Here is a 21,575-nt window from a genome sequence, read left to right on the forward strand (position 1 = left end):
GACGGCAGATCAACGCGAGCGAATCGACTGCATGAAAATCAAGACCATCGGACTGGCGGCGCTGCTGCTCGTAGGTGCCCAGGCGGCACAGGCGGAACCTTTCGACGTTTCCGACATAAGGGTAGAGGGGCTGCAGCGGGTTTCCCCCGCCTCGGTGTTCAATGCCTTTCCTGTCAGCGCCCGCGACCGGGTCGACGAGCGCGAGCTGGCCGAGGCGGCCCGCGAGCTCTTCGCCACCGGCCTGTTCGAGGACGTCAGCCTGGCCCGCGAGGGGGACGTGCTGATCATCCAGGTGGTGGAGCGCCCGACCATCGCGCGCCTCGATATCGAGGGCAACGACCAGATCCCCGATGAGGACCTGCGCGACGGCCTCAAGCAGGCCGGGCTGGAGGAGGGGCAGGTGCTGCAGCTCTCCACCCTCGAGGAGATCCAGCGCGAACTCGAGGGGGTCTACCAGTCCCAAGGGCGCTACAGCGCCCGGATCGAGACCTCCGTCGAGGAGGTCAGCGAGGGCCAGGTCCAGGTCAACATCGACATCGACGAGGGGGCGGTGGCCAAGATCCGCCAGATCAACATCGTCGGCAATCGTGACTTCGACGATGAGGAGCTGCGCGAGGTCTTCGAGCTCGAGGACAAGCCGGGGTTCTTCTTCGGCTGGTTCTCCAGCGACGAGTACTCCCGCGAGGCCCTGGCCGGTGACCTGGAACGGCTGCGCTCCTTCTACCTGGACCGCGGCTACGTGAACTTCAACATCGAGTCCTCCCAGGTCTCGATCAGCCCCGACAAGTCGCGGATCTTCGTTACCGTGAACATCGACGAGGGGCGGCAGTACCGGCTGGGCGACATCCGCTTCGCCGGCGATCTGCGGATCCCCGAGCGCGAGGCCCGTGAGCTGCTGGACGTGGAGAGCGGCGAGATCTTCTCTCGCAGCGACGTCACCGCCTCCTCGGAGGCCCTGCGCTCGCGGCTGGGTGCCGAGGGCTTCGCCTTCGCCAACGTGGACGGCATTCCCGAGGTCGCCACCAGCGGCGACACCGTGGACCTGACCTTCCGCGTCGAGCCCGGCCGCCGGGCTTACGTGCGGCGCATCGAGTTCGCCGGCAACACCACCACCCAGGACGAGGTGCTGCGGCGCGAGATGGTCCAGATGGAGGGGGCGCCGGCCTCCACCGAGTCGATCAGCCAGTCGCGCCAGCGCCTGGAGCGCCTGGGCTTCTTCAAGCAGGTCGACGTGGAGACGCGACCGGTGGCCGGCGAGCCCGACAAGCTCGACGTCACCTACACCGTGGAGGAGCAGCCCTCCGGCTCGATCTCGGCGAGCATCGGCTTCTCCCAGAGCGCCGGGGTGATCTACGGTGCCTCGCTGTCCCAGAACAACTTTCTCGGCACCGGCAACCGGGTCAACCTCGGTGCCCAGCGCAGCGACACCTTCACCAGCCTCAACTTCGGTTTCACCGACCCGTACTGGACCCTCGACGGCATCTCCCGCGGCTATAACCTCTACTACCGCGAGACCGACTACGAGGACTCCGACATCTCGACCTACTCCACCGACGCCTTCGGTGGGGGCATCAACTTCGGCTACCCGATCAACGAGCTGACTCGCCTGAACTTCGGGGCTGCTCTCGAGGACCTGTCGCTCAAGACCTATCGCGATACGCCGGCCGAGATCATCCAGTATGAAAATGACCAGGGCAGCGATGCCCAGAGCCTGAAGCTCACCGCCAGCTGGACCCGCAACAACCTCAATCGCGGCATCATGCCCACCGCCGGCAACTACCAGCGCCTGTCGCTGGAGAGCGCGGTGCCGGGCAGCGACGCCGAGTACTACAAGCTGCGCGCCCAGGCCCGCCAGATCTTCCCCTTCAACGAGGAGCAGACCTGGGGCCTGAAGTTCAGCGGCGAGCTGGGCTATGCGGACACCGTCGGCGGCGACGACCCCTATCCGTTCTACGAGAACTTCTTCTCCGGCGGCCTGGGCTCGGTCCGCGGCTTCACCGGCAACACCCTGGGGCCGGCCACCACCGAGCGCAACGGTGGCGACGACCGCACCCTGGGCGGCAACGTCCTGGTGGAGGGCAGCGCCGAGGTGCTCTTCCCGGTGCCCTTCGTCGAGGACCAGCGCTCGCTGCAGGCCTCGCTGTTCCTGGATGCCGGCAATACCTTCCTGACCGACTGCTACGACGTGCCTGAGGGATTCACCTCGACATGCGACTCCGGCGTCGACCTGGGCGAGCTGCGCTACAGCGCGGGGGTCGGCCTCTCCTGGTTGACCCCGGTGGGGCCGCTGACCTTCAGCGTCGCCGAGCCGCTCAACGACGAGGACGGTGACGACACCCAGTTCTTCCAGTTCTCGCTGGGTCAGACCTTCTGATCCGGCCCCCTATCGAGGAGTCTCCCCCATGCGCAAGCTGTCCGCCGCTCTCTGCCTCGGCCTGCTGGCCGCCGTGACCCTGCCGGCCCAGGCCGACGAGGTGGCCGTGCTCGACTGGCGCGCCGCGCTGATGGAGACCGATGCCGCCCAGCGCTCCATGAACGAGCTGCGCAACCGCCTCGCCGGTCAGCAGCAGGAGGCCGAGTCCCTGGGCCAGGAGCTCCAGCAGACCCAGCAGCGCCTGCAGCAGCAGGGCGAGAGCATGACCGAGACCGAGCGGCGCACGGCCATGCAGGAGTTCCAGCAGAAGGGGCAGCGCTTCGAGCGGCTGCGCCAGGAGATCGGCCAGGCGCGCCAGCAGTCCGAGCAGCAGTTCCTCCAGCAGGCCGAGCCCAAGCTGGACCAGGCCGTCCAGCAGGTCATCGACCGCCACGGGGTCGAGGTGCTCGTGGACCCGAACGGCGTGCTGCATTCCGAACGGGAGCTGCAGAACCTGACCGGGGAAGTCACCGAGATCCTCAACACCCTCTACTGAGCCGGCCGCCCCACGACAGCGAGTCCCCATGAACCAAGACGCCCGAACCCTCACACTGGCCGAGATCGCCGAGCGCCTGGGAGCCCGCCTGGAGGGTGACGGCGGCCGGCGGGTGAGCGGCCTGGCCACGCTCAGGGAGGCCGAGCCGGACCAGGTGGCCTTCCTCGCCAATCGCGCCTACCTCAAGGACCTGCCGGGGACCCGGGCCGCGGCGGTGCTGCTGGCACCCGGCCATGCCGGGACCTGCCCGGTGGCGCGCCTGGAGATGGACAACCCCTACCTCGGCTACGCCGAGCTGTCGCGGCTCTTCGATCCCCTGGCCGGGCGTACCCCGGCCGGTATCCACCCCACGGCGGTGGTCGCCGACGACGTCCGCCTGGGCGCGGAGGTGGCCATCGGCCCCCAGGCGGTGATCGAGTCGGGGGTCGAGCTGGGTGACGAGGTGGTGATCGGCCCGGGCTGCGTGGTGGGCGCCGACTCGCGCATCGGTCCCGGGTCGCGCCTGCACGCCAATGTCACCGTCTGCCATGGCGTGGTGATCGGCGCCCGGGCCATCCTGCACAGCGGCTGCGTGATCGGCGGCGACGGCTTCGGTTTCGCCCACGACGGGGCGCGCTGGCACAAGATCGCCCAGCTGGGCGGCGTGGTGCTGGGCGACGACGTCGAGGTGGGCAGCTGCTCGAGCATCGATCGCGGCGCGCTCGGCGACACCCTGATCGGCGACGACGTCAAGATCGACAGCCAGGTGCAGATCGCCCACAACGTGCAGATCGGCGACCACAGTGCCCTGGCCGGCTGCGTGGGCATCGCCGGTTCCACCCGGGTGGGCCGACACTGCATGCTGGGGGGCGGCGTGGGGCTCTCCGGCCACCTGACCATCGCCGACGGGGTACAGGTCACCGGCATGAGCCTGGTGACCAACTCGATCCTCGAGCCCGGGATCTACTCGTCGGGGACCGGCGCCATGGACAATGCCCAGTGGCGCCGCAACGCGGTGCGCTTCAAGCAGCTCGACGACATCGCCCGGCGCCTGGCGCGGCTCGAGAAGGCCGGCCGCAGCGGTTGAGGCCGTGTCGCAGGGCGGTATAATCCACCGCCTGTCTGCGCCGGCCCCTGCTGCCGGCCATGCCCTTCCGCGGGACGGGCATCCTGTCATTTCAGAGGTTGCTACGATGGTAATGGACATCAACGAGATTCGTGAGTATCTGCCCCACCGCTACCCCTTCCTGCTGGTGGATCGGGTGACGGAGATCACCCTGGGCGAAGCCATCGTTGCCTACAAGAATGTCAGCATCAATGAACCCTTCTTCAACGGCCACTTCCCGCATCACCCGATCATGCCCGGGGTGCTGGTGATCGAGGCGCTGGCCCAGGCCTGTGGCATCCTCGGCTTCAAGACCGTCAACAAGCTGCCCGCCGACGGCTACGTCTACTACCTGGTGGCCAGCGACAATGTGCGCTTCAAGCGCCCGGTGATGCCCGGCGACCAGCTGGTGCTGGAGGCCAGGGTCGAGCGCACCAAGCGGGGCATCTGGAAGTTCGCCTGCCGCGCCACGGTGGATGGCGAGCTGATCTGCGAGGCCGACATCACCTGCGCCGAGAGGAAGGTCGCTTGATACACCCTACCGCCCTCATCGATCCCGCGGCGCGCCTGGCCGACGATGTCGAGGTCGGGCCCTTCACGGTGATCGGGCCCGATGTCGAGATCGGGTCCGGCAGCCATATCGGCCCCCACGTCGTGCTCAAGGGCCCCACCGTGCTGGGTGCGCGGACCCGCATCTTCCAGTTCGCGTCGGTCGGCGAGGACTGCCAGGACAAGAAATACGCCGGGGAGCCGACCCGCCTGGTGATGGGCGACGACAACGTCATCCGCGAAGGGGCGACCCTGCATCGCGGCACCGCGCAGGATCGCGGCGAGACCACCATCGGCTCGCGCAACCTCTTCATGGCCTACGTGCACGTCGGCCATGACTGCGTGATCGGCGACGACTGCATCCTGGCCAACCAGGTGACGCTCGCCGGCCACGTGCATCTGGGCGATTTCGTCATTATCGGTGGCCTCTCGGCCATCCATCAGTTCTGCCACTTCGGCGACCACGCCATGGCGGGCGGCGGTTCGATCATCACCAAGGACACCCCGGCCTATGTGATGATCAACGGCAATCCGGCCCAGGTCCACGGGCTCAATCTGGTGGGGCTCAAGCGCCGCGGCTTCTCCCGGGAGGCCATCCGTGCGCTGGGCGAGGCCTACAAGCTGGTCTATCGCCAGGGGTTGACCACCGAGCAGGCTCTGGATCAGATCCGGGAGCGCTTCGCGCTGCCCGAGACCGAGGCCTTCGCCGCCTCCATCGAGGCCTCGACCCGCGGCATCATCCGCTGAGCATGGCGGCGTCATGACGGTCCGTCGCGTCTACCTGGTCGCCGGCGAGCTCTCCGGCGACATCCTGGGAGCCGGCCTGATGCGTGCGCTTAAGGCGCGTCATCCGGGGGTCGCGTTCCGCGGCATCGGCGGCCCGCGCATGATCGCCGAGGGCATCGACAGCCGCTTTCCCCTGGAGACCCTGTCGGTGATGGGCCTGGTCGAGGTGCTCAGGCACCTGCCCGGGCTGGTCCGGGTGCGGCGTGAACTCAGGCGCGATGCCCTGGCCTGGCGGCCCGATATCGCCATCGGCATCGATGCCCCGGATTTCAACCTCGGGCTGGAGCGGCAGCTGCGCGAGGCGGGCCTGACCACCGCCCACTACGTCAGCCCCTCCGTCTGGGCCTGGCGGCAGGGGCGGGTCAAGGGCATCGCCCGCTCCGTCGACGCCATGCTCACCTTCCTGCCCTTCGAGGCCGCCTTCTACGCCCGCCACCGCGTGCCGGTGGCCTTCGTCGGCCATCCCCTGGCCGACGAACTGCCCCTCGACAACGACCGCACCGCCGCGCGTGCCGAGCTGGGCCTGCCCGCCCACGGCCCGGTGCTGGCCGTGCTGCCCGGTTCCCGGGCCAGCGAGATCCACTTCCTGGGCGAGACCTTCCTCGCCGCCGTCGAGCGGCTCTGCGCCTCGCGCCCCGGGCTGCGGGTGGTGGTCCCGGCGGCGACGCCCGAGCGCCGCACCGAACTGGAGGCGCTGATGGCCGAGCACCCCGCCCTGGTGGACCGCCTGACCCTGGTCGACGGCCGGGCCCGGGAGGCCATGGTGGCAAGCAATGCGGTGCTGCTCGCCTCGGGCACCGCGGCCCTGGAGGCGATGCTCTGCCATCGTGCGATGCTGGTCGCCTACCGGATGGCGCCCATGACCCACTGGCTGGCGAAGCGACTGGTGAAGACCGAGTGGATCTCGCTGCCCAACCTGATCGCCCGCGAGGCCCTGGTGCCGGAGCTGATCCAGGATGCGGCCAACCCCGAGGCGATCGCCGCGGGACTAGGCGCCATGCTCGATGATCCCGCGGGTCGTGCGGCCCTGGAGGCGCGCTTCGCCGCCATGCATGCCGGCCTGCAGCGCGATGCCAGCCGCCGGGCGGCCGAGGCCATCGAGGCCCTGGTGGCGGGCCGTCCGCTGCCGGCCAGCGTGGCCCCGGAGCTGGCCGACGAGGTGTCGCCGTGACGGTCAAGGCGCGCGCGAGTGGGAAGGGGGGCCGCGAGCTGCCGCCGCTGGTGATCGACTATCCGGGAGACCGCCTGGCCGGGGTCGACGAGGTGGGTCGCGGCCCGCTGGTCGGCCCGGTGGTCGCCGCCGCGGTAATCCTCGACCCGGCACGGTCCATCGCGGGCCTTGCCGACTCCAAGGCGCTCACCGCCCGGCGTCGCGAGGCCCTGGCGCTCGAGATCCGCGACCGGGCGCTGGCCTTTGCCGTGGCCGAGGCGTCGGCCGCCGAGGTGGACGCGCTCAATATCTACCATGCCACCCACCTCGCCATGCGCCGTGCCATCGACGCCCTGGTGCCGGCGGCCGAGTACCTGCTGGTGGACGGCAACCGGTTGCCCGGGCATCATGTTCCCGGCCAGGCGGTGGTCAAGGGCGATGCCCGCCATCCGGCCATCGCCGCCGCCTCGATACTGGCCAAGGTCGCCCGCGACGCGGGCATGGTGGCCCTCGATGCCCGGTATCCCGACTACGGTTTCGCCCGCCACAAGGGCTACCCGACCCGCGAACACCTGGCCGCCCTGGAGCGCCTGGGGCCGCTGCCCGACCATCGTCGCTCCTTCGGTCCGGTAAAGCGCCAGCTGGCACTGTTCTGATTCACCAATCCCGAGCCCATCATGACCACGCCCTTCGTTCATCTTCGCGTCCACAGCGAGTTTTCCCTGGTCGACGGCCTGGTGCGTCTCAAGCCGCTGGTCCAGGCCGCCGTTGACCAGGGCCTGCCGGCCCTGACGCTGACCGACGAGGCCAACCTCTTCGGCCTGGTCAAGTTCTACAAGGGCGCCCAGGGGGCGGGGCTCAAGCCGATCATCGGCAGCGACCTCTGGCTGGCCAATCCCCATGACGAGGGGCATCCCTATCGCCTGACGCTGCTGGCCATGGACGAGACCGGCTATCGCAACCTCACCGAGCTGATCTCGCGGGGATGGATGCACGGCCAGCGCCAGGGCCTGGCCCTGCTGGACAAGGCCTGGGTGCTCGAGCAGAGCGCGGGGCTGATCGCCCTGTCCGGGGGCCGGGAAGGGGAGGTCGGCCGACACCTGTTGAGCGACCATCACGACGAGGCTCGCGCCCTGCTCGAGGAGTGGAGCGCCGCCTTCCCGGGACGCTTCTACCTGGAGCTGACCCGTACCGGCCGGCCGCTGGAAGAGGAGTGCGTGCACCTCTCGGTGGACCTGGCCGTCGAGACCGGCATTCCGGTGGTGGCCACCAACGACGTGCGCTTCCTCGCGCGCGAGGACTTCTGGGCCCACGAGACCCGGGTGGCCATCGGCGAGGGCAAGGCGCTGGACGATAAGCGCCGCGAGCGGCGCTACACCGAGGAGCAGTACCTCAAGAGCCCCGCGGAGATGGCCGAGCTGTTCGCCGACATCCCCGAGGCGCTCGAAAACAGCGTGATGATCGCCGCGCGCTGCAACGTGGAGGTGCGCCTGGGCGAGATCTTCCTGCCGGAGTTCGCGATTCCCGAGGGCATGACCCAGGACGAGTACTTCCGCAAGATCTCCCATGACGGCCTCACCGAGCGCCTGGACGTCCTCTATCCGGCAGAACGTTATCCGCGCGACGGGGCGGAGTATGCCGAGATCGACGCCCGCTACCGCAAGCGGCTCGACTTCGAGCTCGACATCATCATCCAGATGGGCTTCCCCGGCTACTTCCTGATCGTGATGGACTTCATCCAGTGGGCCAAGGACAACGACGTCCCGGTGGGGCCCGGGCGCGGCTCCGGTGCGGGCTCGCTGGTGGCCTACGCCCAGAAGATCACCGACCTCGACCCCATCGGCTACGACCTGCTGTTCGAGCGCTTCCTCAACCCCGAGCGGGTCTCGATGCCCGACTTCGACGTCGACTTCTGCATGGAGAAGCGCGACCGGGTGATCGACTACGTGGCCGACCGCTACGGGCGCGACGCGGTGTCCCAGATCGTCACCTTCGGCACCATGGCGGCCAAGGCGGTGGTGCGCGACGTGGCGCGTGCCCAGGGCAAGCCCTACTCGCTGGGGGACAAGCTCTCCAAGCTGATCCCCTTCGAGGTGGGCATGACGCTGGCCAAGGCCATCGAGGCCGAGCCGGCGCTCAAGGAGTTCCTCGACAACGACGAGGAGGCCGCCGAGATCTGGGAGATGGCCAAGAAGCTCGAGGGCGTCACCCGCGGCACCGGCAAGCACGCCGGCGGCGTGGTGATCGCGCCGACCAAGCTCACCGACTTCTCGCCGCTGCTCTGCGACGAGGACGGCAACGGCTTGGTGGTGCAGTTCGACAAGAACGATATCGAGGAGGCGGGGCTGGTCAAGTTCGACTTCCTCGGCCTGCGCACCCTGACCATCATCGACTGGGCGCTGGAGATGGTCGACAAGGTCCGCGCCACCGAGGGCCAGGGGCCGCTGGACATCGACACCATCCCGCTGGATGACGTGCCGACCTTCGAGATGCTCAAGAAGGCCGAGACCACGGCGGTCTTCCAGCTCGAGTCACGTGGCATGAAGGAGCTGATCAAGCGCCTGCTGCCCGACTCCCTGGAGGACATGATCGCCCTGGTGGCGCTGTTTCGCCCCGGCCCCCTGCAGTCGGGGATGGTCGACGACTTCATCAACCGCAAGCATGGCCGGGCGGAGATCTCCTACCCCCACCCGGACTACCAGCACGAGCTGCTCAAGTCGGTGCTCGCCCCCACCTACGGCATCATCCTCTACCAGGAGCAGGTGATGCAGATCGCCCAGGTGATGGCGGGCTACTCGCTGGGCCAGGCCGACATGCTGCGCCGCGCCATGGGCAAGAAGAAGCCCGAGGAGATGGCCAAGCAGCGCGCCGGCTTCATGGAGGGCTGTGCGGCCAACGGCATCGACAAGGACCTCGCCGGCAACATCTTCGACCTGGTGGAGAAGTTCGCCGGCTACGGCTTCAACAAGTCCCACTCGGCGGCCTATGCGCTGGTCTCCTACCAGACCGCCTGGCTGAAGGCGCATTATCCCGGCCCCTTCATGGCGGCGGTGATGTCCACCGAGATGGATAACCTCGACAAGGTGGTGCCGCTGATCGAGGAGTGCCGTCACCTCTCGCTTACGGTGACTCCGCCCGACGTCAACGTCGGCGGCTACAAGTTCACCGTCGACGACCAGGCACGGGTCGTCTATGGCCTGGGGGCGATCCGCGGGGTCGGCGAGGGCCCCATCGGCGCCATCGTCGAGGCCCGCGACGCGGACGGCCCCTTCGAGGATCTCTTCGACTTCTGCCGCCGGGTCGATCCCAAGCGCATGAACAAGCGCACCCTGGAGGCGCTGATCCGCTCCGGCGCCCTGGACACCCTGGGGCCGAGCCGTGCGGTGCTCAGCGCGGCGCTGGAGGATGCCCTGAAGGCGGCGGTCCAGACCCAGACCAATCAGAACCTGGGCATGATGGACATGTTCGGCGAGGCCTTCGTCGACGAATCGGCCGCCGATGCCTACGGCGATTACCGCCAGGCTCGGGAGTGGAGCGACAAGGAGCGCCTCGCCGGCGAGAAGGAGACCCTGGGCCTATACCTCACCGGCCACCCCATCGACGAGTACGAGGGCGAGCTCGCCCGCTTCGTCTCCACCCGCATCAGCGACCTCAAGCCCTCCCGGGAGCCCCAGCGGGTGGCGGGCCTGGTGGTCGGCGTGCGGACCATGAAGTCCAAGCGTGGTGATACCATGGCCTTCATCACCCTGGACGATCGCACCGGGCGCATCGAGGCGTCGCTGTTCGGTGAGCTCTATGACCGGCTGCGCGGCCGTCTCGAGGCCGACCAGGTGATGATCGTCGAGGGCGAGGTCTCCAGCGACGACTACTCCGGCGGACTGCGTCTGCGCGGCAAGGAGGTCACGCCGATGGTCGAGGCGCGCAGCCGCTTCGGCCAGGCGGTGGAGCTCTCCCTGGACGGCGGTCGCCTCAACGGGCGGCTGGTGGATTCGCTGCGCGCGAGCCTCGCCCCCTTCTGCGACGGGGAGGGCCTGCCGGTCCGGCTGCGCTACCGTAATGCCGAGGCCTCGGGCTGGCTGGAGCTCGCCGAGGAGTGGCGCGTCACCCCCAGCGACGAGCTGCTCACCGGCCTGCGCGAGGTGCAGGGACAGGATGGGGTAAGACTGAAGTATCGGTAAACTGGCCGTGGCCTTCAGCATGTCCGCGAGGGGCCCCGGGGGCAGGCCGTAGAGGAGGTCCTACGCCAGGGGTGAGAAGGATCCCTCCGAACGGGCTGGTCAAGGATGGCCAGCACCGGACCTGCAAGCGAAGCGGGACGCGAGAGCGAAGCAGGGCGTCGGTAGCGCCCAGGGAGGGGTTCACAGCGCCTCCTCGACGGTCCGGCGTTCCGGGGCCTTCCGCCGGATCAGTCCCGAGCAGTCGCCAGCAGTAGCTGTGTCGCCTTGCGTGGCGCGTTGAGGGTGCGATAATGCCAGCCACTTCACTTTTCGCGCCGCGCCTGGCCTCGACGGGCAGGGCGGTGAAACACGACAAGGCATCCGGCCAATGAATCCGAACTATCTCGACTTCGAACAGCCCATCGCCGAACTCCAGGCCAAGATCGAGGAGCTGCGGCTGGTCGGCAACGACAGCCAGGTCAACCTCAGCGACGAGATCGGCCGGCTCGAGGAGAAGAGCCGCAAGCTCACCGAGTCGATCTTCAAGGACCTCAGCCCCTGGCAGGTCTCGCAGCTCTCGCGCCATCCCCAGCGCCCCTACACCCTGGACTACCTGGTGCACGTCTTCAGCGACTTCGACGAGCTCCACGGCGATCGCAAGTTCGCCGACGACGCCGCCATCGTCGGCGGCGTGGCGCGCCTGGATGACCGGCCGGTGATGGTGATCGGCCACCAGAAGGGCCGCGACGTCCACGAGAAGGTGCGCCGCAACTTCGGCATGCCGCGCCCCGAGGGCTACCGCAAGGCCTGCCGCCTGATGGAGATGGCCGAGCGCTTCCGCATGCCGGTACTGACCTTTATCGATACGCCGGGGGCCTATCCCGGCATCGACGCCGAGGAGCGCGGCCAGTCCGAGGCCATCGCCTACAACCTGGCGGTGATGTCGCGACTTCGCACGCCGATCGTCGCCACCGTGGTCGGCGAGGGCGGTTCCGGCGGGGCGCTGGCCATCGGCGTCTGCGACGAACTGGCCATGCTGCAGTACTCCACCTACTCGGTGATCTCCCCCGAAGGCTGCGCCTCCATCCTCTGGAAGAGCGCCGAGAAGGCCTCCGATGCCGCCCAGGCGATGGGCATTACCGCCGAGCGTCTCAAGGAGCTGGGGCTGGTCGATACCCTGATTCCCGAGCCCCTGGGCGGGGCCCATCGCCACCCGGTGACCACCGCGGAGCGGGTCAAGGCGTCGCTGCTGGCGAGCCTCGACCGCCTGGAGGCGATGGACACGGACCGCATGCTGGAGCGTCGCTACGAGCGCCTGATGAGCTACGGGGCACCTGTCTAAGGGGCCTTGCTGCGTTCGGCCATGTCCCTGCAACGTCTGATCGATGACGCCCTGGCCCAGACCCCGCCGGGGCGTTGTGTCTGGGTGGCCCTCTCGGGTGGCCTGGACTCCTCGCTGCTGCTGACCCTGGCGGCCACGGCCGGTCGTCGTCATCCCCGCTCCCTGCGGGCCCTGCACGTCCACCATGGCCTGCAGCCCGCCGCCGACGGCTTCGAGCGTCACTGCCGACGGCTCTGTTCGCGACTCGGCGTGCCGCTGTTCGTGGAAGGTGTCGCCGTCGACCGATCCGCCGGGCAGGGGCTGGAAGGGGCGGCCCGGGCGGCGCGCTTCGCCGCCTTCGCAGGGCGAGTGGCCCCGGGGGAGACCCTCTGGCTGGCCCAGCATCGGGATGACCAGGCCGAGACCTTCCTGCTGGCCGCCCTGCGTGGCAGCGGGGTGCGCGGCCTGGCCGGGATGACGATGGGCCGCGACTGGCGGGGCCGGCGGCTCGAGCGCCCCTTTCTGGCTATGGCGCGGCCGACCCTCGAGGCCGAGGCGGGGCGCCGGGGCCTGGCCTGGGTGGAGGACCCCTCCAACGACGACGAGACCCTGGACCGCAACTTCCTGCGCCACGCCGTGCTGCCGCTGCTCGCCTCCCGCTGGCCCCATGCCGGCGAGGCCCTCTCCCGCAGCGCGGTGCTGGCCGGTGAGGCAGATACCCTGCTTGGCGAGCTCGCCGGGCTGGATCTCGAGCGCCTGGGTGGCGACCCTGCGCGTTTGAAGCTTGATGGGCTGGCCGGGCTGTCGTCGGATGCTCGCCGGCGTCTGCTGGTGCGCCACTGCTGCGCACGGCTGGGCCTGCCGACGCCGCCGGCGCGGCGGCTGGCGACGCTGCTGGCCCAGCTCGGTGCCAGGCAGGATGCCGAGGTGCGGGTGGCCTGGCCCGGCGCGGAGGCCAGGGTCTGGCGAGGGCAGCTTCATCTGCTGGCGCCGCCTGAGCCGCTGCCGGTCGACTGGCAGGCCGGGTGGGATGGCCGCTCACCGCTGGTCACGCCATGGGGAGAGGTGCGGGTCTCGCTGGGCCGGGGCGATGGTGCACCGGTCCGTCTGCAGGTAGTACCGCGGCGAGGGGGAGAGCGGCTGCGGCTGCCCGGCCGTGGCCGGCGCGACCTCAAGCGGCTGCTGCAGGAGCTCGACGTGCCGCCCTGGGCGCGTGGGCGGCTGCTGGTGGTTCGGCTGGGAGAAACCGCGGTGGCGGTGCTCGATCCGGTGGATGAGGCGTGGCTGGCGCTCGGCGAGGGCTGGGTCAGCCGCGGCGCAGCACCAGGGGGAAGTCCGCGGCCTGCTGGTAGGCCGCCTCCTGCTCCAGATCGTTGAGCAGCAGCGCCGGGGTCTCCTCGCCGACCAGCGTCAGCGTCAGCGCCTCGCCCTCCGCTTCGAGCCGCGGCACGGCCGGGGGCTGCTCGGGACGGGAGTGATTGAGGATCACCGCCAGGCGCAGCAGTCGGGCCAGCCGGGAGTGGGGACGGCGCTCCGACTCGGGCAGCGCCTGCCACTCCTTGACCGGGAACTTGCGGCGGTGGGCGCGCACCAGGAAGGCCAGCAGTCGTTGTTCCGGCCGCGAGAAGCCGGCCAGGTCGGAGTACTCCAGCAGGTAGGCGCCGTGGCGATGGAACTGGCTGTGGGAGATGGCCAGGCCGATCTCGTGCAGGCGGCTGCCCCAGTCGAGGAAGCGCGCCTGGTCGTCGTCGAGGCCCCAGGTCCCGCGGACCTGGTCGAGCAGGGCGCCGGCGGTGGCCGCCACGTTGTCGGCCTGCCGGCCGTCCACCTGGTAGCTGCGGGCCAGGCCGTCCAGGGTCTTGAGGCGCGAGTCCTCGGGACTGTTGCGCCCCACCATGTCGTAGAGCACCCCCTCGCGCAGGGCGCCGTCGGCATAGCGCATCCGCTCCAGGTCGAAGGCCTCGAAGACCGCGCCGAGAATCGCCACCCCGGCCGGAAAGACCCGCGAGCGGTCGGCCTTGAGTCCCTCCATGGCCACCTTGTCGAGCTTCTTGCACTTGATCAGGCGCTTGCGCAGGGCGGCCAGGCCGTTGCGGGTGATCACCCCGTCGGGGGCATCCCCGGCGGCCGCGATCACCGCGGCCGCCGCCTTGATGGTGCCGCTGGACCCCACCGGGTCGACCCAGCCCAGGCGCTGGTAGGGGCGCTGGATGTTGGCCAGCTCCGAGAGGGCGGCAAGCTCCGCCTGGCGCATGCGCTTCTCGCTGATCTCGCCCCCCTCGAAGAAGCGGCGGGTGAAGGTCACGCAGCCCATGCGCAGGCTCTCCAGCGCCAGGGGCTCGAAGCGCTCGCCGATGATGAACTCCGTGGAGCCGCCGCCGATGTCGACGATCAGTCGGCGGCCGTCCTCGGCCAGGGCGTGGGCCGCGCCCAGATAGATCAGGCGGGCCTCCTCGCGGCCGGCGATGATCTCGATGCGGTGGCCGAGCAGGGCCTCGGCGCGCTCGATCAGCGCCTGGCTGTTGATCGCATCGCGCAGCGCGTTGGTGCCCACCACCCGCAGGTGCCCCGGGGTGATATCCTCGAGGAAGGGGGCGAAGCGGGCCAGGCAGTCCAGGGCGCGCTGCATGGCCTCCTCGCCGAGCCGGCCGTCCTCGTCGAGGCCGGCGGCCAGCTGGACCTTCTCGCCGAGGCGGGCCACCACCTGCAGGCGGTCATCCTGATAGTTGGCCACCAGCAGGTGGAAGCTATTGGAGCCGAGGTCAATGGCGGCGAGCCGGGTGGGATCGCCGGCCACGGCAGCCGGAAGTGGGGCGGCAGCGGAGGGCGCCGGGTCCTGTGGCGAGGTCATGGCAGTTCCTTCGGATCGGTCAGGGGCAAGGGTGCGCGGCGCTCCCGATCGTGTCAATTGTCGCGGGCCCCAGGGCTTGCGTTCGCCCGCCGGCTTGACTAGTATCGGGTCGTTCGCCTGTTCCGAATGCTTCCCGACCGTCTCGCGGCGATCCCGTCACGGTCAGTTTCCAAGTCGTCAGACAGCCCACTGCTTCAGCCCGCGATCCCGGCCGCCTGGCCCGGACCCGCAGGTCAGGCGAAAACGAACCTGCTTCCTCGCTTCCGATATCGGCCCGGCAACCCAGAATGCGGTCGCCCGCCCATGGCCATACGATGCAGCATGACGAGAGGTAGCCTGTCCGGGCTCTGAACGCATCCACAGGGCGTCATCGTCTCGCCTCCTGTCTTTCCTCACGGCGCACTGCCGCCCGGCTTCCACGAGCGAATTCTGAACACACCGATGAATCTTACCGAACTCAAGCAAAAGCCAGTGCCGGAGCTTCTGGAGATTGCCCGCGAGATGGGCATCGACAACCTGGCACGTTCCCGCAAGCAGGACATCATCTTCGCCATCCTCAAGAAGCATGCCAAGAGCGGCGAGCCGATCTTCGGCGATGGCGTGCTGGAGATCCTGCAGGATGGATTCGGCTTCCTGCGCAGTGCCGACAGCTCCTACCTGGCCGGTCCCGACGACATCTATGTCTCGCCCTCCCAGATCCGGCGCTTCAACCTGCGCAAGGGCGACTCCATCTCCGGCAAGATTCGCCCGCCGAAGGAAGGGGAGCGCTACTTCGCGCTGCTCAAGGTCAGCGAGATCAACTTCGACAAGCCGGAGAACGCCAAGCACAAGATCCTGTTCGAGAACCTCACGCCGCTGTTCCCCCAGGAGCGGCTGCGCATGGAGATCGGCAACGGCTCCACCGAGGACCTCACGGCGCGGATCATCGACCTGGTGGCGCCCATCGGCAAGGGCCAGCGCGGCCTGCTGGTCTCCCCGCCCAAGGCGGGCAAGACCCTGATGCTGCAGAACATCGCCACCTCCATCACCCGCAACAACCCCGAGTGCCACCTGATCGTGCTGCTGATCGACGAGCGCCCGGAGGAAGTGACCGAGATGTCGCGCACGGTGCGCGGCGAGGTGGTGGCCTCGACCTTCGACGAGCCGCCGGCGCGCCACGTGCAGGTCGCCGAGATGGTGATCGAGAAGGCCAAGCGCCTGGTCGAGCACAAGAAGGACGTGGTGATCCTGCTCGACTCCATCACCCGCCTGGCGCGGGCCTACAACACCGTGGTGCCGAGCTCCGGCAAGGTGCTCACGGGCGGCGTCGACGCCCATGCCCTGGAGAAGCCCAAGCGCTTCTTCGGTGCGGCCCGCAACATCGAGGAGGGCGGCAGCCTGACCATCATCGCCACGGCGCTGGTCGATACCGGCTCCAAGATGGACGAGGTGATCTTCGAGGAGTTCAAGGGCACCGGCAACATGGAGGCGCACCTGGACCGCAAGCTGGCCGAGCGCCGCGTCTACCCGGCGATCAACATCCGCCGCTCCGGCACCCGCCGCGAGGACCTGATCGCCTCCGAGGACGAGATGCAGCGCATGTGGATCCTGCGCAAGCTGCTCAATCCCATGGAGGATACCGCGGCCACCGAGTTCCTGATCGACCGCCTGAAGGATACCAAGACCAACCTCGAGTTCTTCGAAGCGATGAAACGCCGCTGACCATGGCTGCCGGGAATGCCACTGCGCGGCTGACCCGGCGACAGGCCCCGGAGCGCCGGACCGTCGAAGAGGCGCTGTAACCCCCTCTCCGGCCTGTCCCCGGCGTCGCTTGCCAGGGCAACACAGCAGACGTATTCAAGGGGCATGCTATGCTGCCCCTTTCGTCATTCTGGAATCGGGAAATCCGAATGAAGTACAAGGACCTGCGCGAGTTCATCGCGGTGCTCGAGGCCCAGGGCGAGCTCAAGCGCATCACCGCCGAGGTCGACCCCTACCTCGAGATCACCGAGATCTGCGACCGTACCCTGCGTGCCGGGGGCCCGGCGCTGCTGTTCGAGAACGTCAAAGGCCATGCCATGCCGCTGCTCGGCAACCTCTTCGGCACGCCGAAGCGGGTGGCCATGGGCATGGGCCAGGACTCGGTCGCCGCATTGCGCGAGGTGGGGGAGCTGCTCGCCTTCCTCAAGGAGCCCGAACCGCCCAAGGGGTTTCGCGACGCCTGGAGCAAGCTGCCGATCTTCCGGCAGGTGATGAGCATGGGGCCGAAGACGGTGCGCTCGGCACCGGTGCAGGCGCTCGCCTACGAGGGCGACGAGGTCGACCTCGACCGCCTGCCGATCCAGCACTGCTGGCCCGGCGACGCCGCGCCGCTGGTCACCTGGCCCCTGGTGATCACCAAGGGGCCCCACAAGACCCGCCAGAACCTGGGGATCTATCGCCAGCAGAAGCTCGGGAGGAACCGCCTGATCATGCGCTGGCTCTCCCATCGCGGCGGGGCGCTGGACTTCCAGGAGTTCCAGCAGGCCCATCCCGGCGAGCCCTTCCCTGTGGCGGTGGCGCTGGGCGCCGACCCGGCCACCATCCTGGGGGCGGTGACGCCGGTGCCCGACAGCCTCTCCGAGTATGCCTTCGCCGGCCTTCTGCGCGGCTCACGCACCGAGCTGGTCAGCTGCGGCCATGCCGACCTCCAGGTACCGGCCTCCGCCGAGATCATCCTCGAGGGGTTCATCTACCCCGACGACATGGCCCCCGAGGGTCCCTACGGCGACCATACCGGCTACTACAACGAGGTCGAGCAGTTCCCGGTGTTCACGGTGACGCGCATGACCATGCGCGAGAACGCGATCTACCACTCCACCTACACCGGCCGTCCGCCCGACGAGCCGGCGATCCTGGGCCTGGCGCTGAACGAGGTGTTCGTGCCCATCCTGCGCCGCCAGTTCCCCGAGATCGTCGACTTCTACCTGCCGCCTGAGGGGTGCTCCTACCGCATGGCGGTGGTGACCATGAAGAAGCAGTACCCGGGCCACGCCAAGCGGGTGATGATGGGCGTGTGGAGCTTCCTGCGCCAGTTCATGTACACCAAGTTCGTGGTGGTGCTCGACGACGACGTCTGTGCCCGCGACTGGAAGGACGTGATCTGGGCCATCACCACGCGCATGGACCCCGCCCGGGATACCGTGATGGTGGAGAATACCCCCATCGACTACCTGGACTTCGCCTCCCCCGTGGCGGGACTCGGCTCCAAGATGGGCCTGGACGCCACCAGCAAGTGGCCCGGCGAGACCGACCGCGAGTGGGGCACGCCCATCGTCATGGACGAGGCCGTCAAGGCCCGCGTCAGCGAGCGCTGGAACGAGCTGGGCATCGAGCTCCCTGACAACGCGACATTCTGACAATTTCATGAGGCTTTCATGACGCCAAGGACCCTGACCTGCCTGGTCACCGAGGTCGAGGATCTCACCCCGGACGTCTTCCGCGTCCAGTTGGAGGGCCGGCCCGAGGCCGTGGCCCATGATCCCGGCCAGTACCTGGAGCTGAAGCTGGAGGAGGACCTCTGGGTGCCGTTCTCCATCGCCAACGCCCATGCCGGCGATGGCACCATCGAGCTTCACATCCAGCACTGGCCCGAGCGGGAGAACTCCGCCCGCCTGCGCGAGCTGATGCAGGTGGCCGAGCGGCTGACCCTGCGCCTGCCCGGCGGCGACTGCATCCTCGACCCGGACAGCACGCGACCTTTGCTGCTGGTCGCCGCCGGCACCGGCTTTTCCCAGATGAAGGCGATCGTCGAGGCGGCGCTGCACGATGATCCGGCGCGAGAAATCGACCTCTGGTGGGCGGCCCGCGAGCGTCGCGACCTCTACCTGGAGCGCCTGCCCCGGGCGTGGGTGGAAGCGCATGCCAATGTCCGCTTCCACGCCGTGACCGAGGTCGCGCCCGAGGAAGCCGTGGCGGGGGAGCGGGTCATCGGCCACCGCGGCCGGATCGACCAGGCCCTGGCGACGACCCTCGATGACGTCTCGGGGCATGACGTCTACGTCTCCGGCTCGCCGGGCATGGTCTATGCCTGCGTCGACGTGCTCGCCTCGCTGGGCCTGGCGCCCTCACGCGTCTTCTCGGATGTCTTCGCCTATGCGCCGCGGGACCCCATCGTGCCCACCGCGGGCAGCCTGGTGAGGGAGGCGCGGTCATGAGCGCCTCGCCGATCCTGATCACCGGTGGCGCCCAGCGCCTGGGACGCCACTGTGCCGAGCGGCTGCGCGACGACGGCCACCCGGTGATCATCAGCTATCGCCGCGAGCGGCCCGAGCTGGACGCGCTGCGTGAGCGGGGCATCGTCACCCTGTCGGCCGACTTCTCGACGGAGGCGGGCATCCTGGCGTTCCTCGCCAGGCTGAAGGAGGCAACCCCTTCCCTGAGAGCGGTCGTCCATAACGCCAGCGATTGGGCGCCGGACTCCAGCGGCCCCGAGGCGGGAGCTACCTTCGAGCGGTTGTTTCGCATCCACATGCTGGCGCCCTACCTGATCAACCTGCATGCCCGGGCGCTGCTCGAGGCGTGCAGCGAGCCCCAGCGCGACATCGTGCACCTGACCGACTACGTGGTGCAGAAGGGCTCCAGGAAGCACGCCGCCTACGCCGCCACCAAGGCGGGGCTGGACAACCTGACGCTCTCCTTCGCCGCCATGTACGCCCCGATGATCCAGGTCAATGCCATCGCTCCGGCGATGATCATGCTCAACGAGGGCGATGACGAGGCCTACGCCGAGAAGGCCCGCGCCAAGTCGGCGATGGAGATGATTCCCGGCCCCGGGGTGATCTATCAGAGCCTGCGCTACCTGCTCGACAATCGCTACGTCACCGGCGTGACCCTGCCGGTGGATGGCGGGCGCCACCTGCGCTGAGCCTGCAACCACCGGGGAGTATCAGTCAGGAAGGGGCGAGGCGCTGGATCAGCCTCTAGCGAAACCTGGCTGCGACCATCGGTGTCGTGCCGGATGCGGCCATCTTCGCTAGAATGCGGCTCTACCCTGACACGATAAAAGGAGCGACACATGGCGGGACACGACACGAACTTCAAGGACGACAGCGGCCTGCTGTCCGTGGTGCTGGGCCTGGTGGTGCTGGTGGCCATGAGCGCCCTGCCGGCCACCATCGGCTGGTACCAGCTGTTCGCCGGCTGAGCGGAGGCCCTTGCCAGCCATGCCGCAATGCGGCAGGATGAGGCGAAACCTCAGGAGCGATCCATGATCATGACCCACCGCGTCAAGCCCGCCTCTCACGTTGCCCGCAATGGCAGCGAGGCGTTCGCTGTGTGCGGCTATTGGTCTGGTTACTGGTTTATTCCCGGGGTGCCCGTGGCCATGTCCTGAACGCAAGACGCGACATCGCCGGGAGGTACCTCACCAGGGCCGCCTCCGCCAGAACCCCCGGACGGCCGCCCCGCCCGGGGGTTCCGCATTTCACGGCCCCCGTCCATACAACCGACATCCAGGAGAGGGACCATGACCGCATCCATCGCCATCCGCCAGACCCGGGGGTTCGCGGGCTATTATGGCTACTGGCGATTTAGCGAGCTGCGGTCGGCTCACTCCGCCACGCCCGGCCGTAGCGAGATCGGTGGCACCCGACCGACACGATGTATGACCGCTACCCGGAGTTGATGACGCCATGAACGCTTCCCTTGCCGCCGCCCCCCTGGCCGAGCCCCTGCGCTCCGCCGCCAACCCGGCCCGGCCGCTGCCCACCCCCGGCGAGCTGCGCCGCGAACTGCCGCTTTCTCCCGAACTGGTGGCCCGGATAGGGGCCCAGCGCCGAGCCATCCACGAGATCCTCGCCGGCCATGACCACCGTCTGCTGGTGGTGGTGGGCCCCTGTTCCATCCACGACCCCGAGGCGGCCCTGGAGTACGCCCGCCGCCTGGCCGCACTGGCGCCCCGGGTCGAGGACCGACTGCTCCCGGTGATGCGCGTCTACGTGGAGAAGCCGCGCACCACCGTGGGCTGGAAGGGGCTGGCCTACGACCCGGACCTCGACGGCAGCGGCGATATGGCCCGCGGCCTCGAGGTGTCGCGGCGGCTGATGCGCGAGGTGGCCGAGCTGGGGCTGCCGGTGGCCACCGAACTGTTGCAGCCGATGCTGGCGCCCTACCTGGAGGACCTGCTCGCCTGGGTGGCCATCGGGGCCCGCACCACCGAGTCGCAGCTTCACCGCGAGCTGGCCAGCGGCCTCGAGGCGGCGGTGGGGTTCAAGAACGCCACCGGCGGCGACATCGGCGTGGCGCTCGATGCCATGCGCGCCGCGGCGCACCCGCACAGCCACTTCGGGCTCGATGAAGAGGGGCGTCCGGCGGTGCGCGATACGGCAGGCAACCCTCATACCCAGCTGGTGCTGCGCGGCGGCCACGGCGAGCCCAACTACCAGGCCTCCCATGTCCAGGCGGCACGCCGCGCCCTGGAGGACGCCAACCTGTCGCCGCGGCTGATGGTCGACTGCAGCCACGCCAATGCGCTCAAGGACCACCGCCGCCAGAGCGAGGTGCTGCTCGACGTGCTGGCCCAGCGCCTGGCCGGCGAGACGGCGTTGGCGGGGCTGATGCTGGAGAGCCATCTCCACGAGGGCAAGCAGGCGCTTGCGCCGGGCCGGCTGCGCCATGGGGTCTCGGTCACCGATGCCTGCCTCGGCTGGGAGACCACCGAGCATCTGCTGCTGACGGCAGCCGAGCGACTTCGCTAGCCCTGTACCCCGGATGGCGATGTCGGGATAATGCCGTCGATTGCCGATTCGC

18 protein-coding genes are annotated in these 21,575 nt (G+C 69.0%); 17 read left to right on the forward strand and 1 reads right to left on the reverse strand.

The window, feature by feature from the left end; genetic code table 11:
• Positions 1–31 precede the first annotated feature (31 nt).
• The 10 genes from bamA (at position 32) to tilS (ending at position 13,333) form a co-directional block, all read left to right on the forward strand.
• The gene (gene bamA, locus QLQ83_RS03485; RefSeq protein WP_282734173.1) at positions 32–2,374 is read left to right on the forward strand and encodes an outer membrane protein assembly factor BamA; all 2,343 of its coding nucleotides are present in this window, start codon (positions 32–34) and stop codon (positions 2,372–2,374) included.
• A gap of 28 nt (positions 2,375–2,402) precedes the next feature.
• On the forward strand, positions 2,403–2,909 hold the full coding sequence (locus QLQ83_RS03490; protein ID WP_282734174.1) for an OmpH/Skp family outer membrane protein: 507 nt from the start codon (positions 2,403–2,405) through the stop codon (positions 2,907–2,909).
• A 28-nt stretch (positions 2,910–2,937) separates the two neighbouring features.
• Positions 2,938–3,975, forward strand: a complete 1,038-nt coding sequence (gene lpxD / locus QLQ83_RS03495; protein WP_282734175.1) for a UDP-3-O-(3-hydroxymyristoyl)glucosamine N-acyltransferase — start codon at positions 2,938–2,940, stop codon at positions 3,973–3,975.
• A 106-nt stretch (positions 3,976–4,081) separates the two neighbouring features.
• Positions 4,082–4,525, forward strand: coding sequence for a 3-hydroxyacyl-ACP dehydratase FabZ (fabZ, locus tag QLQ83_RS03500; protein WP_282734176.1), 444 nt, complete (start codon positions 4,082–4,084; stop codon positions 4,523–4,525).
• Complete coding sequence (gene lpxA / locus QLQ83_RS03505; protein WP_282734177.1) at positions 4,522–5,289, forward strand: acyl-ACP--UDP-N-acetylglucosamine O-acyltransferase; 768 nt, start codon at positions 4,522–4,524, stop codon at positions 5,287–5,289. The genes fabZ and lpxA overlap by 4 nt, the downstream gene beginning before the upstream one ends.
• Before the next feature lie 13 nt (positions 5,290–5,302).
• Positions 5,303–6,499: a lipid-A-disaccharide synthase gene (gene lpxB / locus QLQ83_RS03510; protein WP_282734178.1), complete on the forward strand. Its 1,197-nt coding sequence runs from the start codon at positions 5,303–5,305 to the stop codon at positions 6,497–6,499.
• The gene (gene rnhB, locus QLQ83_RS03515) at positions 6,496–7,134 is read left to right on the forward strand and encodes a ribonuclease HII (protein ID WP_282734179.1); all 639 of its coding nucleotides are present in this window, start codon (positions 6,496–6,498) and stop codon (positions 7,132–7,134) included. The genes lpxB and rnhB overlap by 4 nt, the downstream gene beginning before the upstream one ends.
• A 21-nt stretch (positions 7,135–7,155) precedes the next feature.
• The gene (gene dnaE / locus QLQ83_RS03520) at positions 7,156–10,656 is read left to right on the forward strand and encodes a DNA polymerase III subunit alpha (protein ID WP_282734180.1); all 3,501 of its coding nucleotides are present in this window, start codon (positions 7,156–7,158) and stop codon (positions 10,654–10,656) included.
• A 367-nt stretch (positions 10,657–11,023) separates the two neighbouring features.
• Entirely contained in the window at positions 11,024–11,977 is a 954-nt protein-coding gene (gene accA, locus QLQ83_RS03525; RefSeq protein ID WP_282734181.1) for an acetyl-CoA carboxylase carboxyl transferase subunit alpha, read from the forward strand.
• 21 nt (positions 11,978–11,998) lie between these two features.
• Positions 11,999–13,333 carry a tRNA lysidine(34) synthetase TilS gene (gene tilS, locus QLQ83_RS03530; protein WP_282734182.1) on the forward strand — a complete coding sequence of 445 codons (1,335 nt, stop codon included), beginning with the start codon at positions 11,999–12,001 and terminating at the stop codon, positions 13,331–13,333.
• Here the strand turns inward: tilS and ppx are convergent.
• Positions 13,263–14,807, reverse strand: coding sequence for an exopolyphosphatase (ppx, locus tag QLQ83_RS03535; RefSeq protein WP_282734183.1), 1,545 nt, complete (start codon positions 14,805–14,807; stop codon positions 13,263–13,265). The two genes, tilS and ppx, sit on opposite strands and share 71 nt — an antisense overlap.
• A gap of 441 nt (positions 14,808–15,248) precedes the next feature.
• Between ppx and rho the strand changes: the two genes are divergently transcribed.
• The 7 genes from rho to QLQ83_RS03570 all read left to right on the forward strand — a co-directional run bounded on the left by rho (position 15,249) and on the right by QLQ83_RS03570 (position 21,523).
• The gene (rho, locus tag QLQ83_RS03540) at positions 15,249–16,508 is read left to right on the forward strand and encodes a transcription termination factor Rho (RefSeq protein WP_282734184.1); all 1,260 of its coding nucleotides are present in this window, start codon (positions 15,249–15,251) and stop codon (positions 16,506–16,508) included.
• 188 nt (positions 16,509–16,696) lie between these two features.
• Positions 16,697–18,184, forward strand: a complete 1,488-nt coding sequence (ubiD, locus tag QLQ83_RS03545) for a 4-hydroxy-3-polyprenylbenzoate decarboxylase (protein ID WP_282734185.1) — start codon at positions 16,697–16,699, stop codon at positions 18,182–18,184.
• An 18-nt stretch (positions 18,185–18,202) separates the two neighbouring features.
• Positions 18,203–18,982 carry an NAD(P)H-flavin reductase gene (locus QLQ83_RS03550; protein WP_282734186.1) on the forward strand — a complete coding sequence of 260 codons (780 nt, stop codon included), beginning with the start codon at positions 18,203–18,205 and terminating at the stop codon, positions 18,980–18,982.
• Entirely contained in the window at positions 18,979–19,692 is a 714-nt protein-coding gene (gene folM / locus QLQ83_RS03555) for a dihydromonapterin reductase (protein ID WP_282734187.1), read from the forward strand. Before QLQ83_RS03550 ends, folM begins: the two co-directional genes overlap by 4 nt.
• Before the next feature lie 150 nt (positions 19,693–19,842).
• On the forward strand, positions 19,843–19,971 hold the full coding sequence (locus QLQ83_RS03560) for a hypothetical protein (protein ID WP_257125510.1): 129 nt from the start codon (positions 19,843–19,845) through the stop codon (positions 19,969–19,971).
• A gap of 63 nt (positions 19,972–20,034) precedes the next feature.
• A complete protein-coding gene (locus tag QLQ83_RS03565) occupies positions 20,035–20,160 on the forward strand; it encodes a hypothetical protein (RefSeq protein WP_282734188.1) in 126 nt (41 codons plus the stop codon).
• A gap of 298 nt (positions 20,161–20,458) precedes the next feature.
• Complete coding sequence (locus QLQ83_RS03570) at positions 20,459–21,523, forward strand: 3-deoxy-7-phosphoheptulonate synthase (RefSeq protein WP_282734189.1); 1,065 nt, start codon at positions 20,459–20,461, stop codon at positions 21,521–21,523.
• Positions 21,524–21,575: the final 52 nt, after the last annotated feature.

It is taken from the genome of Halomonas rhizosphaerae, from assembly GCF_030010555.1.
Lineage (GTDB): Bacteria > Pseudomonadota > Gammaproteobacteria > Pseudomonadales > Halomonadaceae > Halomonas > Halomonas rhizosphaerae.

What these genes read in the sequence shown, in the direction of transcription:
- rho (WP_282734184.1), top strand. Translation starts at nt 15,249, where the DNA reads ATGAATCTTACCGAACTCAAGCAAAAGCCAGTGCCGGAGCTTCTGGAG.
- QLQ83_RS03550 (WP_282734186.1), top strand. Translation starts at nt 18,203, where the DNA reads ATGACGCCAAGGACCCTGACCTGCCTGGTCACCGAGGTCGAGGATCTC.
- QLQ83_RS03490 (WP_282734174.1), top strand. Translation starts at nt 2,403, where the DNA reads ATGCGCAAGCTGTCCGCCGCTCTCTGCCTCGGCCTGCTGGCCGCCGTG.
- QLQ83_RS03570 (WP_282734189.1), top strand. Translation starts at nt 20,459, where the DNA reads ATGAACGCTTCCCTTGCCGCCGCCCCCCTGGCCGAGCCCCTGCGCTCC.
- tilS (WP_282734182.1), top strand. Translation starts at nt 11,999, where the DNA reads ATGTCCCTGCAACGTCTGATCGATGACGCCCTGGCCCAGACCCCGCCG.
- ppx (WP_282734183.1), bottom strand. Translation starts at nt 14,807, where the DNA reads ATGACCTCGCCACAGGACCCGGCGCCCTCCGCTGCCGCCCCACTTCCG.
- folM (WP_282734187.1), top strand. Translation starts at nt 18,979, where the DNA reads ATGAGCGCCTCGCCGATCCTGATCACCGGTGGCGCCCAGCGCCTGGGA.
- QLQ83_RS03565 (WP_282734188.1), top strand. Translation starts at nt 20,035, where the DNA reads ATGATCATGACCCACCGCGTCAAGCCCGCCTCTCACGTTGCCCGCAAT.
- fabZ (WP_282734176.1), top strand. Translation starts at nt 4,082, where the DNA reads ATGGTAATGGACATCAACGAGATTCGTGAGTATCTGCCCCACCGCTAC.
- QLQ83_RS03560 (WP_257125510.1), top strand. Translation starts at nt 19,843, where the DNA reads ATGGCGGGACACGACACGAACTTCAAGGACGACAGCGGCCTGCTGTCC.
- dnaE (WP_282734180.1), top strand. Translation starts at nt 7,156, where the DNA reads ATGACCACGCCCTTCGTTCATCTTCGCGTCCACAGCGAGTTTTCCCTG.
- lpxD (WP_282734175.1), top strand. Translation starts at nt 2,938, where the DNA reads ATGAACCAAGACGCCCGAACCCTCACACTGGCCGAGATCGCCGAGCGC.
- lpxB (WP_282734178.1), top strand. Translation starts at nt 5,303, where the DNA reads ATGACGGTCCGTCGCGTCTACCTGGTCGCCGGCGAGCTCTCCGGCGAC.
- bamA (WP_282734173.1), top strand. Translation starts at nt 32, where the DNA reads ATGAAAATCAAGACCATCGGACTGGCGGCGCTGCTGCTCGTAGGTGCC.
- ubiD (WP_282734185.1), top strand. Translation starts at nt 16,697, where the DNA reads ATGAAGTACAAGGACCTGCGCGAGTTCATCGCGGTGCTCGAGGCCCAG.
- accA (WP_282734181.1), top strand. Translation starts at nt 11,024, where the DNA reads ATGAATCCGAACTATCTCGACTTCGAACAGCCCATCGCCGAACTCCAG.